Below are 13,985 nucleotides of genomic sequence, written 5' to 3'. Positions count from 1 at the left end.
GTCGGTCGTACTCATGCGTTTTCGGACCCTTCAGACATGGGGGTGTCGAGGGAGGCCACATCACGCCCGGTCTGGGTGCCGCGCTGCAGGGCGCCCAGGCTGCCGGTGCCGCGGCGCCGGACGGCTCGCCTGGCCGGCTGGTCCGCCGCGGGGGAGTCACCGATGGACGACATGCGTGCTCCGCGCTTCGGCAGGCCGTTCGCCGTGCGCGCTGGATTGCGGGGCTCCACCGGCCGGATGCTGCTGACGGGCGCCGCCTCCGGGGTCGAGGGGGTTTCCTCCATGGTCCACAGCTCCTCGGGCAGCAGGACGACGGCCCGTACGCCGCCGTACCGGGAGACACCGGTGACGTCCACCTTGAAGCCGTACTGGCGGGCGATCAGGCCGATCACCGGGAAGCCGAACTTCGGCTGGGTGCCCAGCTGGGACAGCCGGGGGACGTCGTCACCGGACAGCAGCGCGCTCGCCCGCTGCCGGTCCTCGTCGCCCATGCCGACTCCGGCGTCGTCGATGATGATGCACAGGTTCTGCTGGACCTGACGGAAGGTCACCTCGATCGGAGCGTCCGCCTGGGAGAAGCTGGCGGCGTTGTCCAGCAGTTCGGCGACGGCCAGTGCGACCGGCGCGACGGCCGAGGCCTTCAGCGCGATGCCGCTGGGCTGCATGATCTCCACGCGCTGGAAGTTGCGGATCTGGCTCTGCGCGCTGCGGACGACGTCGTAGACACTGGCCGGCTGGTTGCGGCGGCCCAGGGGCGCCCCGCACATGACCGCGATGCCCTGGGCCTTGCGGGCCATCTGGGCGTTGGCGTGGGTGATGTCCATCAGGTCGTTCAGGACCGGGTGGCCGCCGTACTCGCGCTGGACCCCGTCCAGCAGCGTCGTCTGCTCGGCCGCGAGGCTCTGCAGGAAGCGCGCGGCGCCCTTGAGGACCGCCTTGATGTTCTCCTCGGCCGCCTGCTCCGCCTGGCGGATGACACCGTCCTGCTCGTTCTTGAGACGCGACAACTCAGCCTGCAGACGGCCCAGTTCGCTCTGGTTGTACTGCAGCCGCGCCTGCAGCTCGTTCTCGGACTCCTTCTTCCTCCTCATCACGCCTCTGCTGCGGAGCACGAGCGCCACGACCGCGGCTATGGCTGTCACCGCAATCGCAACCAGGCACCAAAGAAGCACGTCTTGAGTCATGGAAACCTTTCCCGGCGCGTAGCATGCGGGCGTCGACGGGGTACGCCTCGCAAGGATCCGCAACCCGTCCAGGGCACTGCACAAGGGGGGCTCAGCGCGTTCGGGTTCAGGGCCCTGAGCATAAGTGGATCAAGGTCGCAGACGGCGGAATGCTATCACCGTCAAGCGCGGCGCCCTGTGGTCACTCCTTCGGGCTTCACACGATCAACGCGGGTTCCCACCAAGGGGCGTTGACGAGGGACGACGGTCGCCGTCACGTAACCCGGACGATGTCCGGAAGTCGCCAGGTCTTGTCGAACCACGGGTCGAGGGGCCCGTAGAGCCGGAACATCGTGAACCAGCCCTTGCCGGGCAGGGTCCGGATCCGGTTGCGGCCGTCGTCGCCGGGCGGTCCGGGCCCGAAGAGGACGTCCACGGAGCCGTCCTCGTTCACGAGGAGGTCCTGGTCCTGGCTGGTCACCGAGGGCCATTCCTGATCGGTGCGCAGCATGGACCGGGTCTGGGTGTCGTAGACGATCACCGACCAGAAGTTGTTGACCGGAACCGCCGGCGGGACATGGAGCCGGTAGCTCCGGCCGCCGTCGAAGGGGGTGCCGGTGGCGTCGACGAAGGCGAACGCGTACTGCGAACCGGTGCCGACCATCTTCCGGTCCCACGCCGGACTCACCGAGCCGCCCCAGAAGTAGAGTTGGGCGGCGGAGTCCAGCAGGGCCGCTCCCCGGTCCTGGGACGCGTAGCCGCCGAGGAAGCCCTTGCGCCAGGCGCTGCCCGGATAGTAATAGGCCTCGCGCTGGCGGAACCGGTAGGTGAGGGCGCGGGCGGTGGCGTCGCCCACCGCCGCCGCCTCGGTCAGGAGGGCCCGCATCCGCTCGTCCGGGTCGAAGGGCTCGCCGTTGTGGATCCCGAGGGAGGCGAACATCCCCAGGGTGATCGGGTCGGCCGATTCGGGTGGCTCCGACTGCACGACCTCGTTGAGCAGTTGCCAGAACCGCTGGTCCGAGGGCGGTACGGCGACGGCCGGTTCGGGGGAGACGTTCACGAAACGCATCGGCGGTGGGGCGTCGGCCCGCGAGAGCGCGTACACGCGGGTGCCGGCCTTGACGTTCTCGACCGCCGGGTGGGGGTCGCCGTGTTCGTCGCGGAAACCCCTCAGGGCCAGGAAGTTGCCGTAGGTGCGCGGCCGCACCACCACATGGCCGTCGGGGACGTCACCGTCGTAGCCGGGCGGCACGAGCAGGTAGCGGCCCCCCTCGCCGCGGTCGGGCCCGGTCAGGCCGAGATCGACGACCCACCGGCACCAGTGGTCGTCGATCCCGCCGTACACGCCCGGCGGCACCTCGACGACCAGGGGCCCGGCACGGAGGTCGAGCCACGAGTAGCAGTAGGACGTGCTGGTGTTGTACACGAGCCCGATGAAGCGCGGGTGGACCAGGTCCTCCCAGATCGCCATCGCGGAGTTCGCCGGGCCCCAGCGCAGCAGCGCCCGGCGCATCACCGCCATGTCCACCGGGGCCAGTCCCAGCAGGTACCCCTGGACGGCGCGCTGGAAGTCGAGGTTGTCGAACAGCGTCCGGGCCGTTGCCTCGTCCGGGAAACCGTCGGAGAACCTCAGCGTCCCGAGCCGGGTGTGCACCTCGTCGGGGCACTCGATGCCGGGCGGGACGGGGGTCGTGGTCGCATGCGACATCGGTGGTTCACCTCATCGGCCGTGCCGTCGGCTCCGCTGACACCAGTGTCCGGGAGCGGACGGGCGGGCGCATCCGTAGCGCCGACGGCTCCGCCGGCCGGACGCCCGCACCACGCTCCGGAAGATCCCTCCCACACCGGGTGACCGCCCGCGCTCCGGTACGACCCCGGCTCCGTGGTCAGGAGGACTCGCGCACCACCAGCTCCGTCGGCAGCGTCAGCTGCTGCCGGGGCGCGCCGTGCCGGGTGATGTCGGTCAGGATGCGGGCCATGGTCCGGCCCAGCTCCTCCACCGGCTGGCGCACCGTCGTCAGGGGCGGGTTGGTGTGGCGGGCGAGGACGGAGTCCTCGAATCCGACGACGGCCACGTCCCCCGGGACCTGCCGCCCCTGCCGGCGGAGTTCGGCCAGGGCGCCGACCGCCATGAGGTCCGAGGCGGCGAAGACCGCGTCGAGGGCGGGGGCGCGTTCAAGAAGCGAACGCATGGCGCGGCTGCCGCCTTCCTCGGTGAAGTCGCCTTCCTCGACCAGCAGTTCGGACGCGGGGAGCTGCGCCTCGCGGTGGGCGGTGCGCCAGCCGGCGAGGCGGCTGCGGCCGACGTCCATGTCCAGCGGGCCGGTGATGGTGGCCACGCGGCGCCGGCCGCGCTCCAGCAGGTGCCGTACGGCCGCGACGGCGCCGCCGGTGTTGTCGGCGTTGACGTAGCTGAGCTGCTCGCCGGCGTCGCGGCGGCCCGCGAGCACCGTGGGCAGCCCCATCTCCTCCAGCATGCCCGGCAGCCGGTCGGTGGAGTGCACGGAGACCAGCAGGACGCCGTCCACCCGGCGGGTCGCCACCGACTCGGTGAGCTGGTCGCGTTCGGCCTGGTCACGGACGAGCATCAGCTGCAGCTGGGTGCGGCTCTCGGCGAGGGCACCGCTGACGCCGCGGATCAGCGCGGCGAAGAACGGCTCCGAGCCGAGCCGGCTCTCCGACTCCGGGATCACCAGGGCCACGGCGTTGGTGCGGTTGGTGACCAGGCCGCGGGCGACGGAGTTGGGGACGTAGTTGAGCTCTTTGATCGCCGCGAGGACCCGGGCGCGGGCGTCGGCGCTGACCAGGTCGGAGCCGTTGACGACCCGGGAGACGGTGGTGCGGCCCACGCCGGCGCGGGCGGCGACCGTTTTGATCGTTGGGCGGCGGGTGCCGGACATGCGCTTCCCCCTGGGCGTCGCGGCGGCGGTGCCTGCCGCGGAGGTGACCTGCGGCAATTCTTGCAGACGCGGCCACCGGCCGGGCACCCCGGGATCAAGGAGGAACCGGCCCGGCGGGCGGCGCCCGCGAAGAGTTGCGTTCAAGTCATTGACAGATCCGCCCCCCGCCCACGAGTCTTCGATGCGCCGGTGGGAACGTGCCCACCCCAAATTGGGCACGTTCCCACCGGCTCGGTCGGAGCCGTCGTCCGTCCTCGCTCCCGCCCTCTCGGTGGTCGCGGTGGCCGGCGCTGAACTCGTCTCTCCGTTGTGTCGGAGCCGTCGTAGGAGGAAGATCCATGGGCACTTTCGGTTCGTTGCGCAGAAAGGCGGTGGCGACGGCCGCGGCCGTGAGCGCGCTGGCGCTGGTCGCCGGCTGCGGCGGCAGCGACGACGCGGCCACCGGTGGGGGCAAGAAGGACGGCAAGGTCACCATCACCATGGGCCTGTACGGGGTGATGGGCATCAAGGAGACGGGCCTTCTCGAGCAGTACGAGAAGGAGAACCCCGAGGTGGACATCAAGGCCGAGATCGCCGGTGACGAGCAGACGTACTACACCGCGCTGCAGACCCGGCTCGCCGCCGGCAAGGGCCTGAAGGACATCCAGGGCATCGAGATCGGGCGGGCCAAGGAGATCACCGACACGCAGGCGGCGAAGTTCGCCGACTTCTCCGACGTGTCCGGCACCGACCACTTCCTGCCGTGGAAGCAGTCGCAGATCAGCACCGGGGACGGCAAGGTGCTGGGCCTGGGCACCGACATCGGCCCGATGGCCGTCTGCTACCGCAAGGACTACTTCGAGAAGGCGGGCCTGCCCACCGACCGCGAGGAGGTCGCCAAGCTCTGGGAGGGCGACTGGAAGAAGTACGTCGAGGTGGGCCGCACCTTCAAGAAGGACTTCAAGGGTGACCGCGTGGCCTACATGGACGCGGCCAGCGGCCTGTTCAACGCCATGGTCTACGGCCACTCCGAGCAGTTCTACGACGAGAAGGGCGAGTTGATCTACGACTCCAACCCGGTCGTCAAGGAGGCCTGGGGCCTCGCCGCCGACGCGGCGGAGGACGGCCTGACGGCCAAGCTCCGCCAGTTCCAGCCCGGTTGGGACCCCGGACTGGCCAACGGCACCTTCGCCACGGCCGTGTGCCCGGCCTGGATGCTGAGCCACATCAGCGAGAAGGCCGGTGCGGCGAACAAGGGCAAGTGGGACGTGGCCAGGGCCCCCAAGGGCGCCAACTGGGGCGGCTCCTTCCTCGGCGTGATCGAGCAGAGCCCGGTCAAGGAGGAGGCCAAGAAGCTCGTCGCCTGGCTGACCGCACCGGAGCAGCAGGCCCACATCTTCAAGGAGATCGGCAACATCCCGTCCTCGCGCCAGGCGCTGGAGAACGCGGATGTGAAGAACGCCAAGTCGGCCTACTTCAGCGACGCGCCGATCGGCGAGATCTTCGGCGCCGCCGCCCAGGAGATACCGGACAAGCAGGTCCTCGGCCGTAAGGACGGCACGATCAAGGACACCTTCTCCCAGGGCCTGACCCTCATCGAGCAGCAGGGCACCGCGCGGGACAAGGCGTGGCAGACCACCACGGAGCGCATCGAGAAGGCGGTCGGCTGACCACCGCCCCCCTCGCCGCGGCCGTCCGGGCCCGCCCGCCCCTCGCCGGCGGGCCCGGCGCCCGGCTCACCCACCCGCCTTCAGGAAGGAACTCCCGGTGGCCACCTCCACCACCCCGGTCCTGGCCGGGGACGAGCCCGCGGGGCCGTCCCCGGACAAGGGCGCCGCCCGGCGGCGCGGCGCGCTCCTGCACCGCCTCGACCTCAAGGGCGCCCCGTACGTGTTCGTCGCGCCGTTCTTCGTGGTCTTCGCCGCGTTCAGCTTCTACCCCCTCCTCTACACGTCGTGGATCTCCCTGCACGACGTGGAGCTGGCCACCCTCGACGTCATGCAGTGGGTGGCGTTCGACAACTACGTGGAGCTGTGGGGTGATGCGCGGTTCTGGAACGCGCTGCGGAACACGATCACCATCGGCGTCATCTCCACGGTGCCGCAGCTGCTGATGGCCCTCGGGCTGGCGCACCTGCTCAACTACCGGATGCGCGCCTCGCTGTTCTTCCGGGTGGCCTCGCTCGTCCCGTACGCCACCTCGGTCGCCGCGGCCGCCCTCGTCTTCACGATGATCTTCGAGCGTGACTTCGGCATGATCAACTGGGCGCTCGGCGTGGTCGGGATCGACCCCGTGGACTGGGAGGCCGACAAGTGGCCCGCCCAGGTCGCCATCTCCACCATCGTCATCTGGCGCTGGACCGGCTACAACGCGCTGCTCTACCTCGCCGCGATGCAGGCCATCCCCGCCGACCGCTACGAGGCGGCCTCCCTGGACGGCGCCTCCCGCTGGAAGCAGTTCACGCACGTCACCGTCCCCGGGATCCGCTCCACCATCGTCTTCACCATCGTGCTCTCCACGATCGGCGCCACCCAGCTGTTCGGCGAGCCGCTGATCTTCGGCCAGGGCCCCAACGGGATCACCGGCGGCGCGGACAACCAGTACCAGACGCTGGGCCTGCTGCTGTACGAGGAGGGCTGGAAGAACTACCAGATGGGCCGCTCGGCGACCGTCGCCTGGGCGATGTTCCTGCTGCTCGTCCTCGCCTTCCTGGTGCAGCGAGCCGTCAAGCGGCTGCGCTCCCGCACGTCCTGACCTGGAGTCACCATGACCACTGAGAGTCTCCCGGCCCGGACCGGCACCGCGGCCCGCACCTCCGCCGGGAAGCCGGCCGGCCGCGGTGGCCGGCTGCTGCGCCAGCGCGCCGGCCGTCAGCACCACGCCGGTCCCCTCGCCTATGTGCTGCTCGCCGTGATGGCGCTGCTGTCGATCTTCCCGCTGTACTGGACGATGGTCGCCGCCTCCACCGACAACACCCGGGTCAGCCAGACACCGCCGCCCTTCCTGCCCGGCCCGAACCTGTTCAGCAACCTCGCCCGGGCCTGGGACGAGGCGGCGATGGGCAAGGCCATGATCAACAGCCTGATCGTGGCCGGGGTGATCGCCCTGTCCACGGTCCTGTTCGCCACGCTCGCCGGGTTCGCCTTCGCCAAGCTGCGGTTCAAGGGGCGCAACGCCCTGCTGATGCTGGTGATCGGCACCATGATGGTGCCGCCGCAGCTCGGCGTCGTACCGCTGTTCATGATGATGGCCGAGCTGGGCTGGTCGCAGCAGCTGCCCGCCGTCATCTTCCCGACGCTGGTGAGCGCGGTGGGGGTGTTCTTCATGCGGCAGTACCTCTCCGAGGCCCTGCCGGACGAGCTCGTCGAGGCCGGACGCGTCGACGGGGCGCACTCGCTGCGGATCTTCTGGTCCATCGTGCTGCCCGTCGCCCGGCCCGCGATGGCCGTGCTGTTCATGATCACGTTCGTGCACGCCTGGAACGACTTCTTCTGGCCCTTCGTGGTCCTGGACATGACCAACCCGACGGTCCCCGTCGCCCTCACCCAGCTCAGCGCGGGCTACGTCCGCGACCAGTCGCTGATCATGGCCGGAGCGCTGCTCGGCACGCTGCCGCTGCTGGCGATGTTCATCGTCTTCGGCCGCCAGATCGTCAGCGGCATCATGGCGGGCGCCGTCAAGGGCTGACCCGCCGCCGCACGACCGGCCCCGGGCCGGGCCCGCACCCCGCCCGGCCCTCCGGTGCTCCGGCGCGCCCGCACCCCACCCCCGCCGGCCGCCACGCGCCCGCGCGCACCACCGCCCCGCACCCCGAAAGGACTTACGTGGTCACCGCAGCACAGCAGAGCCCGTCCACCCCGGACCCCGCCCGTACCTTCCCCCGGAACTTCCTCTGGGGTTCCGCGACGGCCGCCTACCAGATCGAGGGGGCCGCCGCCGAGGACGGCCGCACCCCGTCCATCTGGGACACCTACGCCCGCACCCCCGGCCGGGTCCGCAACGGTGACACCGGTGACATCGCCACCGACCACTACCACCGCCGGCGCGAGGACGTCGCCCTCATGGCCGAACTCGGCCTGGGCGCCTACCGTTTCTCCCTGGCCTGGCCCCGGATCCAGCCCACCGGCCGCGGACCGGCCGTCCAGAAGGGCCTGGACTTCTACCGGCGCCTGGCCGACGAACTGCTGGAGAAGAACATCCAGCCCGTCGCCACCCTCTACCACTGGGACCTGCCCCAGGAACTGGAGGACGCCGGCGGCTGGCCCGAGCGCGCCACGGCCGAGCGGTTCGCCGAGTACGCGGCCCTCGCGGCGGACGCCCTCGGCGACCGGGTGAAGACCTGGACCACGCTCAACGAGCCCTGGTGCAGCGCCTTCCTCGGCTACGGATCCGGCGTGCACGCCCCCGGCCGCACCGACCCGGTCGCCGCCCTGCGCGCGGCCCACCACCTCAACCTGGCGCACGGCCTGGCCGTCCAGGCGCTGCGCGAGAACCTCCGCGCCGACGCACAGGTCTCCGTCACGCTCAACATCCACCACGTCAGGCCCCTCACGGGCAGCGACGGCGACGCCGACGCGGTCCGCCGCATCGACGCGCTCGCCAACCGGGTCTTCACCGGTCCCATGCTGCGCGGCGCCTACCCGGAGGACCTGCTCAAGGACACCGCCGAACTGACCGACTGGTCCTTCGTCCAGGACGGCGACCTGGCGCGCATCCACCAGCCGCTGGACTTCCTCGGCGTCAACTACTACACCCCCACCGTGGTCTCCGAGACCGACGGCAGCGGCACGCACACCTCCGACGGGCACGGCAACAGCCCGCACAGCCCCTGGCCCGGAGCCGACCGCGTCGCCTTCCACCAGCCGCCCGGCGACACCACCGCGATGGGCTGGGCCGTCGACCCCAGCGGCCTCTACGACCTGCTGCACCGCCTCGCCGCCGACTTCCCGCGGCTGCCGCTGATCATCACCGAGAACGGCGCCGCCTTCGACGACTACGCCGACCCCTCGGGCCAGGTCAACGACCCCGCCCGCATCGCCTACGTGCGCGGCCACCTCGCCGCCGTCCACCAGGCGATCGTGGACGGCGTGGACGTGCGCGGCTACTTCCTGTGGTCCCTGCTGGACAACTTCGAGTGGGCCCACGGCTACAGCAAGCGCTTCGGCGCCGTGTACGTCGACTACCCGACCGGCACCCGCATCCCCAAGGCCAGCGCCCGCTGGTACGCCGAGGTCGCCCGCACCGGCGTGCTGCCCGGCGCCTGACCGGCCCGGCGCGGCCCGCTCGGCCCGCGCCGCACCACGGGCGGGCCCCCGTCCGCCGCACCCGCGGCGGACGGGGGCGGGCGCGGCGGGCGCTCAGTCGAGGCAGAACTCGTTGCCTTCCACGTCCTGCATCACGATGCAGGAATCGTTGTCGTCCGCCAGGAGCCGCACGCGTACCGCGCCCAGCGGGAGCAGCCGCGCGCACTCCGCCTCCAGCGCGGCCAGCCGCTCCTGTCCGACGAGCCCGGTGCCGACCCGCACGTCGAGATGCACCCGGTTCTTGACGACCTTGTCCTCGGGAACGCGCTGGAAGAACAGGCGCGGGCCCACGCCCGTGGGGTCGGCGCAGGCACACCACGAACCGCGGTCCTCGGGCGGCCGCGAGCGATCGAACTCATCCCACGTGGCGAACCCCTTCGGGGGTGACACCACGTACCCCAGCACCTCGCACCAGAAGCGGGCGACGCGCTCGGGTTCCGCGCAGTCGAAGGTGACCTGGAACTGCCTGATCGATGACATCGGCGCACGATAGCAAGGGCGATCACCCCCGGACACCACGAGCGGGTTCACCCGGTCGCCGCCACGAAAGCCCGGAAAAAGTCCACGCGGCGATGTCGAGAACCCATGATCGGCTACGTCCCCTGGAAGAACGCGACCACAATGGGTCGCACCAGCACCCGGGAGAACGACGATGGCCAAGTACCTGCTGCTCAAGCACTACCGTGGCGCTCCGGCCGCGGTGAACGACGTGCCGATGGACCGCTGGACGCCGGAGGAGATCTCGGCACACCTGCAGTACATGAACGACTTCGCGGCCCGGCTGGAGCAGAGCGGCGAGTTCGTCGACGGGCAGGCGCTCGCCCCCGACGGGATGTGGGTCCGCTACGACGGCGAGGGGCGCCCGCCGGTCACCGACGGCCCGTTCGCCGAGACCAAGGACCTCATCGCGGGCTGGATGGTGATCGACGTCGACAGCCAGGAGCGTGCCGTCGAGCTGGCGGGGGAGCTCTCGGCGGCACCGGGGGCGGGCGGCAAGCCGATCCACGAGTGGCTGGAGGTGCGCCCGTTCCTGACCGCTCCGCCCACCATCACGGAGTGACCGCCCCGATGGACGAGGCCCTGCTGCGCAGCCTCACGCCGAGCGTGCTCACCGCCCTCGTCCGCCGCGGAGCCGACTTCGCGGCGGCCGAGGACGCCGTGCAGGAAGCGCTGGTCGAGGCGATCCGGGTCTGGCCCGCCGAGGTGCCGCGGGACGCGAGGGGCTGGCTGGTCACCGTCGCCTGGCGCAAGTTCCTCGACCAGGCCCGGGCGGACGCCGCCCGCCGCCGGCGTGAGGGCCTCGTCGTCGAGCAGGAGCCGGCGCCCGAGCCCGGCCCCGCGGTGGACGACACGCTCCAGCTCTACTTCCTGTGCGCCCACCCCTCGCTGACGCCGTCGTCCGCGGTGGCGCTCACGCTGCGCGCCGTCGGCGGGCTGACCACCCGCCAGATCGCGCGGGCCTACCTGGTGCCCGAGGCGACCATGGCGCAGCGCATCAGCCGGGCCAAGCGCACGGTGGCCGGCGTGCGGTTCGACAAGCCCGGCGACGTCGCCACCGTGCTGCGCGTCCTCTACCTGGTCTTCAACGAGGGCTATTCGGGCGACGTCGACCTCGCCGCCGAGGCCATCCGGCTCACCCGGCAGCTCGCGGCCCGCATCGACCACCCCGAGGTCGCCGGGCTGCTCGCCCTCATGCTGCTCCACCACGCCCGCCGTGCCACCCGGACCGCGCCCGACGGCAGCCTGGTGCCGCTCGCCGAGCAGGACCGGGGCCGCTGGGACACCGGCCTGATCGCCGAGGGCGTGGAGATCCTGCAGGCCGCCCTGGCCCGCGACCGGCTGGGCGAGTACCAGGCCCAGGCCGCCGTCGCCGCGCTGCACGCCGACGCCCCCACCGCCGAGGAGACCGACTGGGTGCAGATCGTCGAGTGGTACGACGAACTCGTACGCCTGACCGACAGCCCCGTCGTCCGGCTCAACCGCGCGGTCGCCGTCGGCGAGGCCGACGGACCGCGCGCCGGGCTGGCGGCCCTCGCGGCGCTGGACGACTCACTGCCCCGCCACACCGCGGTGGCGGCGCACCTCCACGAACGCGACGGCGATCCGGCGACGGCGGCACGGCTGTACGCCGAGGCGGCCCGGAAGGCTCCCGACCTCGCCGAGCGCGACCACCTGATGCGCCAGGCCGCCCGGCTCAACGCCCGCCGCCGCTGACGTCTCCCGCAGCGGGCAGGCCTCGCGCGCTCAGGGCGTGCAGGTCGGCAGGACGGTCGTCAGCTGGGTCAGATCGTCGGGACGGACACGGATCCCCGGGAGCCACAGCCGTTTTCCCTCGTGCGAGACCTGGATCCAGATGCTGGTGTGCTGGTGCTCCTCGTCGGTGACGGTGACGCCGTTGGCCACGGTGCAGTGGGCCTGGAGCAGGTCTTCGTGCCAGACGCGGCCGGCGGAGTTGGTCGTGTTGTAGGGGCGGTAGGGGCTGTACGCCAGAGACAGCGCGCACTTGCGGATACGGGGTTTCTGGCATGCCGTCTCGACGTTGTGGACGAGGGCGCCGGCACTGCCGGTCGTCCCGGTGCCCGCCGCCGCGCCCTGCGAGGGCGTGCCGTCGGGCCCGCCCGGTGCGGGCAGCAGGAGCAGCAGTGCCGCCACGAGTCCACCGGCGACGACGACGGCAGCCGTCGCCGCGACGACCCGGCCCCGTGACCACCGCGCGCGCAGGCGGCGCCACGGGGCGGGCCCAGGCAGGGGCGACGCATCCGCCTCGTCACCGCCGACCGGGGCGGTGGCGGCCGGCGCCTCGCCGCGGGCGGGGCCGGCGGCCTCCCACAGGGCCCGGTACTCGGCGGCATCCGCGCCCAGCGCGCGGCACAGGTCCCGCACCACGGGCCAGGACGGCACGGTCTCGCCGCGGAAGTAGCGGGAGAGGGACGAGTCGCTGATCCGGACCTGCGCCTCCAGGCTGCGCAGCGTCCGCCCCGACTGCTGCTGCAGGGTCCGCAGGGCTGCTCCCAGCTTCCGTGCCGCCGCGCGGGCCTCTGGTCCTTGGCCGGTCATCGATCGGGCCCTTTCCGCAAGGGGGAGCGACAGCGTCCCGCCGGTTGTCCCGTGTCCCGGGACAGGCACGTCCCAGCAGGTCAGGACTGTATTTATCCCGACATCGGTGAAGCAACCGGGATCTGGTTGTAGGGGTGTCGTTTCCTGCGCAAACTCGGCATACCGGCTCGGCGGATCACCCCCGAGGGTGAGCGTGCCGGCACTCCTGGGCCGCGCCGACCCTCCTGGTACGGACGGCCCGCACCCCTCACCGAAAGGAACCTCACCATGCGTGTACGCACCGCACTGTCCGCCTTCGCGACCCTCACCGTCATCGGACTCGGCACCCTGGGCGCGGCGGCGCCGGCCGTGGCCGCACCCCTCACGGCGTCCCAGCAGGTGTCCACCCTCAAGGCGGCCGACAGCCTCGACGTCCACCGCGGCAAGTACATGACCCTCAGCGGCTGCCAGACCGCCGGCCAGCAGGGCATCGACCGCGGCCACTGGGACCGCTACCAGTGCGCCGAGGGCACCATGTGGCCCTGGAAGTGGAACCTGTGGACCAACCGCTGAGCACGTGACCCCGCCGGTGGCTTCCCCGGCTCGCACCGGAGGAAGCCACCGGCGGCGCACACCGCCCGGGTCGCCGGCCGGTCATCACCACGCGGTGATGACCGGCATTCCGGGTTCATGGTGCCGCCAGGCGTGGTTGAGGCGGGCGAGCCGGTCGGGGGCGGCGATGCCGCGCAGGGCCGCGACCTTGCCGTCGCTGACGTCGAACGCCACGGCGCCCGCGATCCGGCCGTCGACGACGGCGAGGACCGCGGGGGAGCCGTTGACCAGCGCGATGTGCATCGCGGGCGTGCCGCCGGCCAGGCGCCGCTTGGCCTCCGTGGGCCGGAAACCGGCCCGCGCGAAGGAGGCGACCCGCTCGCGGGTCTCAAGGCGCAGCAGCCGCTTGCTCAGTCCGGCGCCGTCCGAGACCGCCGTCACGTCGTCGGTGAGCAGCGCCACCAGCCGTTCGGTGCGCCCCGACGTGGCGGCGGCGAGGAACTCCTCGACGACGCGGCGCGCGGACGCCGGGTCGGCCTCGCCGTCCCGGCGGCGCCCGGCGGTGACCCGGCGACGGGCCCGGTGGGCGTGCTGCTGGCTCGCCGCCTCGGTGATGTCGAGCATCCCGGCGATCTCGGCGTGGCTGTACGAGAAGGCCTCGCGCAGGACGTAGACGGCCCGCTCGACCGGTGAGAGGCGCTCCATGAGGGTCAGCACCGCCAGCGACACCGATTCGCGCTGCTCGTAGGTGTCGGCGGGACCGAGCATCGGGTCGCCCTCGAGGAGCGGCTCGGGCAGCCAGTCACCGGCCGCGCGTTCGTGCCGCATCTGCGCCGAGCGGAGCCGGTCCAGGCAGAGACGGGTGAGGACCTTCGTCAGCCACGCCTCCGGCACCTCGATCCGGTCGCGGTCCGCGGCCTGCCAGCGCAGGAAGGTGTCCTGCACGGCGTCCTCGGCGTCGGCGGCCGAGCCGAGCAGGCGGTACGCGAGCGAGGCCAGCCGGCCGCGGCCGGCCTCGAACCGATCGAGGGCTGCGCTGTCCATGCCGAGCA

Annotated in this window: 13 protein-coding genes; 7 read left to right on the top strand and 6 right to left on the bottom strand. The window is 71.9% G+C overall.

All coding sequences use genetic code 11. The features are described from left to right. Positions 1-11: 11 nt before the first annotated feature. From ABZY20_RS31415 to ABZY20_RS31405, 3 genes are all read right to left on the bottom strand, one after another. A complete protein-coding gene (locus ABZY20_RS31415; protein WP_356445937.1) occupies positions 12-1,184 on the bottom strand; it encodes an ATP-binding protein in 1,173 nt (390 codons plus the stop codon). A gap of 253 nt (positions 1,185-1,437) precedes the next feature. Continuing rightward, positions 1,438-2,871 carry a DUF1254 domain-containing protein gene (locus tag ABZY20_RS31410; RefSeq protein WP_356445935.1) on the bottom strand — a complete coding sequence of 478 codons (1,434 nt, stop codon included), beginning with the start codon at positions 2,869-2,871 and terminating at the stop codon, positions 1,438-1,440. 178 nt (positions 2,872-3,049) lie between these two features. Further along, the gene (locus ABZY20_RS31405) at positions 3,050-4,063 is read right to left on the bottom strand and encodes a LacI family DNA-binding transcriptional regulator (RefSeq protein ID WP_356445933.1); all 1,014 of its coding nucleotides are present in this window, start codon (positions 4,061-4,063) and stop codon (positions 3,050-3,052) included. Positions 4,064-4,401: 338 nt separating this feature from the next. Here ABZY20_RS31405 and ABZY20_RS31400 point away from each other — a divergent pair, with 338 nt between their 5' ends. The 4 genes from ABZY20_RS31400 (at position 4,402) to ABZY20_RS31385 (ending at position 9,306) form a co-directional block, all read left to right on the top strand. After that, the gene (locus ABZY20_RS31400) at positions 4,402-5,712 is read left to right on the top strand and encodes an extracellular solute-binding protein (RefSeq protein WP_356445932.1); all 1,311 of its coding nucleotides are present in this window, start codon (positions 4,402-4,404) and stop codon (positions 5,710-5,712) included. A 97-nt stretch (positions 5,713-5,809) separates the two neighbouring features. Then, positions 5,810-6,796, top strand: a complete 987-nt coding sequence (locus ABZY20_RS31395; protein ID WP_356445930.1) for a sugar ABC transporter permease — start codon at positions 5,810-5,812, stop codon at positions 6,794-6,796. Between the two features lie 12 nt (positions 6,797-6,808). Continuing rightward, positions 6,809-7,729 (top strand): carbohydrate ABC transporter permease, encoded by a 921-nt coding sequence (locus ABZY20_RS31390; RefSeq protein ID WP_356445928.1) that lies wholly within the window; start codon positions 6,809-6,811, stop codon positions 7,727-7,729. Between the two features lie 137 nt (positions 7,730-7,866). Continuing rightward, a complete protein-coding gene (locus tag ABZY20_RS31385; protein WP_356445926.1) occupies positions 7,867-9,306 on the top strand; it encodes a GH1 family beta-glucosidase in 1,440 nt (479 codons plus the stop codon). 93 nt (positions 9,307-9,399) lie between these two features. Here the strand turns inward: ABZY20_RS31385 and ABZY20_RS31380 are convergent, their stop codons facing one another. After that, positions 9,400-9,825, bottom strand: coding sequence for a VOC family protein (locus ABZY20_RS31380; RefSeq protein ID WP_356445924.1), 426 nt, complete (start codon positions 9,823-9,825; stop codon positions 9,400-9,402). Positions 9,826-9,997: 172 nt separating this feature from the next. On the opposite strand from ABZY20_RS31380, the gene ABZY20_RS31375 reads away from it, so the two are divergent. Continuing rightward, on the top strand, positions 9,998-10,405 hold the full coding sequence (locus ABZY20_RS31375) for a YciI family protein (protein WP_356445922.1): 408 nt from the start codon (positions 9,998-10,000) through the stop codon (positions 10,403-10,405). 8 nt (positions 10,406-10,413) lie between these two features. Then, positions 10,414-11,559, top strand: coding sequence for a DUF6596 domain-containing protein (locus ABZY20_RS31370; RefSeq protein WP_356446055.1), 1,146 nt, complete (start codon positions 10,414-10,416; stop codon positions 11,557-11,559). Positions 11,560-11,589: 30 nt separating this feature from the next. Here ABZY20_RS31370 and ABZY20_RS31365 read toward each other — a convergent pair whose 3' ends face one another. Further along, a complete protein-coding gene (locus tag ABZY20_RS31365; RefSeq protein WP_356445920.1) occupies positions 11,590-12,402 on the bottom strand; it encodes a helix-turn-helix transcriptional regulator in 813 nt (270 codons plus the stop codon). Between the two features lie 267 nt (positions 12,403-12,669). On the opposite strand from ABZY20_RS31365, the gene ABZY20_RS31360 reads away from it, so the two are divergent. After that, positions 12,670-12,954 (top strand): hypothetical protein, encoded by a 285-nt coding sequence (locus ABZY20_RS31360; RefSeq protein ID WP_356445918.1) that lies wholly within the window; start codon positions 12,670-12,672, stop codon positions 12,952-12,954. Between the two features lie 84 nt (positions 12,955-13,038). Here the strand turns inward: ABZY20_RS31360 and ABZY20_RS31355 are convergent, their stop codons facing one another. Beyond that, positions 13,039-13,977, bottom strand: coding sequence for a sigma-70 family RNA polymerase sigma factor (locus tag ABZY20_RS31355; RefSeq protein ID WP_356445916.1), 939 nt, complete (start codon positions 13,975-13,977; stop codon positions 13,039-13,041). Between the last annotated feature and the right edge of the window lie 8 nt (positions 13,978-13,985).

This window comes from Streptomyces sp. NPDC006624 (assembly GCF_040611555.1).
In the GTDB taxonomy this organism is placed as follows: Bacteria; Actinomycetota; Actinomycetes; order Streptomycetales; family Streptomycetaceae; genus Streptomyces.
This window is presented reverse-complemented; position numbering and strand designations above follow the sequence as displayed.